A 1948-nucleotide genomic window follows, 5' to 3' on the forward strand; every position below is an offset into this window, starting at 1 on the left:
GCCCCGGCCGGGGAGGCCGGAAAGGCCGGGGCGCCCACCCCGTAGGGGCTACGGCAGCGCCAGCATCCGGTCGAGCGCCAGCTTCGCGAAGCTCTCCGTCTCCTTCTCGACCCGGATCCGGTTCACCGGCTTCCCCTCCGCCAGGGACTCCAGCGCCCACACCAGATGCGGCAGATCGATCCGGTTCATCGTGGAGCAGAAGCACACCGTCTTGTCGAGGAAGACGACCTCCTTGTCCGGGTGCGCGTTCGCCACCCGGCGCACCAGGTTCAGCTCGGTGCCGATCGCCCACTTGGACCCGGCCGGAGCCGCCTGGAGGGTCTTGATGATGTACTCCGTCGACCCGACGTAGTCCGCCGCCGACACGACCTCGTGCTTGCACTCGGGGTGCACCAGGACGTTCACGCCCGGAATCCGGGCCCGTACGTCCTCGACCGAATCCAGCGAGAACCGCCCGTGCACCGAGCAGTGCCCGCGCCACAGGATCATCTTCGCCGCGCGCAACTGCTCGGTGGTCAGGCCGCCGTTGGGCTTGTGCGGGTTGTAGAGCACACAGTCGTCGAGCGACATGCCCATGTCCCGTACGGCGGTGTTGCGGCCGAGGTGCTGGTCCGGCAGGAAGAGGACCTTCTCGCCCTGCTCGAAGGCCCAGTCCAGCGCGCGCTTGGCGTTGGACGAGGTGCAGATCGTGCCGCCGTGCTTACCGGTGAAGGCTTTGATGTCGGCGGAGGAGTTCATATACGAGACGGGCACGACCTGTTCGGCCACTCCCGCCTCGGTCAGCACGTCCCAGCACTCGGCGACCTGCTCGGCCGTCGCCATGTCGGCCATCGAGCAGCCCGCGGCGAGGTCGGGCAGGACGACCTGCTGGTCGTCGGAGGTGAGGATGTCCGCGGACTCGGCCATGAAGTGCACACCGCAGAAGACGATGTACTCGGCGTCGGGCCGTGCCGCCGCGTCCTTGGCCAGTTTGAAGGAGTCGCCCGTGACATCGGCGAACTGGATGACCTCGTCGCGTTGGTAGTGGTGGCCGAGGACGAACACCTTGCTGCCGAGCTTCTCCTTGGCCGCGCGGGCACGTGCCACGAGATCGGGATCGGACGGGGACGGCAGATCGCCAGGGCACTCGACGCCGCGCTCGCTCCTGGGGTCGGCCTCCCGGCCGAGCAGCAGCAGGGCGAGCGGTGTCGGCTGTACATCGAGTATGTCCTGCGACTCCGTACGGGTTTGGGCGGTGGTCACCACACACCCCTTTTCTTTACTCCGCTGGGACCTTTTCGTCTATTTGACGTTATCTATCATAACTGCTTCACGTCACTTTGACGATGCCCATAGCGTCGATGTGACGCACCCCCTTTTCCCAGGCCAGTGCCCTCCGCCGGACGGTGTGCGAGCATGAAGGGGAAAAATGCAAGACACACCACAAGACAGGCCACGGACCCGGAATGAATCCGCGTCCGCGCCGGTTGCACTGTCGGCAAGCAGTCTCCGTACTTCCCCTGCCTCCGGCGGGGAGACCCCACCCCGGGAGTGATGAAGCACATGTCCGTATCGGACGAGACCACCACCGTGAGCGACGGCATCCTCCTGTCCGACGCCGCCGCGGGCAAGGTCAAGGCCCTGCTGGACCAGGAAGGCCGGGACGACCTCGCGCTGCGCGTCGCCGTTCAGCCCGGTGGCTGCTCGGGCCTGCGCTACCAGCTGTTCTTCGACGAGCGCTCGCTCGACGGCGATGTCGTCAAGGACTTCGACGGCGTCAAGGTCGTCACCGACCGGATGAGCGCTCCGTATCTCACCGGCGCCTCCATCGACTTTGTCGACACCATCGAGAAGCAGGGCTTCACGATCGACAACCCGAACGCCACGGGATCCTGCGCCTGTGGTGACTCCTTCAACTGAGCACCGTCCCAGCGCGGCACAGCGAGGCGGCGGCCCCCGGTCAAGGGGC

Annotated in this window: 2 protein-coding genes; one reads left to right on the forward strand and one right to left on the reverse strand. The window is 66.5% G+C overall.

The genetic code is table 11. The annotated features are described in order from the left end of the window. Positions 1 to 48 precede the first annotated feature (48 nt). Positions 49 to 1242 (reverse strand): quinolinate synthase NadA, encoded by a 1194-nt coding sequence (gene nadA, locus ACWF94_RS39580; protein ID WP_453499994.1) that lies wholly within the window; start codon positions 1240 to 1242, stop codon positions 49 to 51. A gap of 300 nt (positions 1243 to 1542) precedes the next feature. Here nadA and ACWF94_RS39585 point away from each other — a divergent pair, with 300 nt between their 5' ends. Beyond that, on the forward strand, positions 1543 to 1899 hold the full coding sequence (locus ACWF94_RS39585) for a HesB/IscA family protein (RefSeq protein ID WP_453499996.1): 357 nt from the start codon (positions 1543 to 1545) through the stop codon (positions 1897 to 1899). The last annotated feature ends 49 nt before the right edge of the window (positions 1900 to 1948 follow it).

It is taken from the genome of Streptomyces sp. NPDC055078 (genome assembly GCF_053607985.1).

Coding starts and splice junctions, on each gene's coding strand:
- ACWF94_RS39585 (WP_453499996.1), top strand. CDS start 1,543: ATGTCCGTATCGGACGAGACCACCACCGTGAGCGACGGCATCCTCCTG.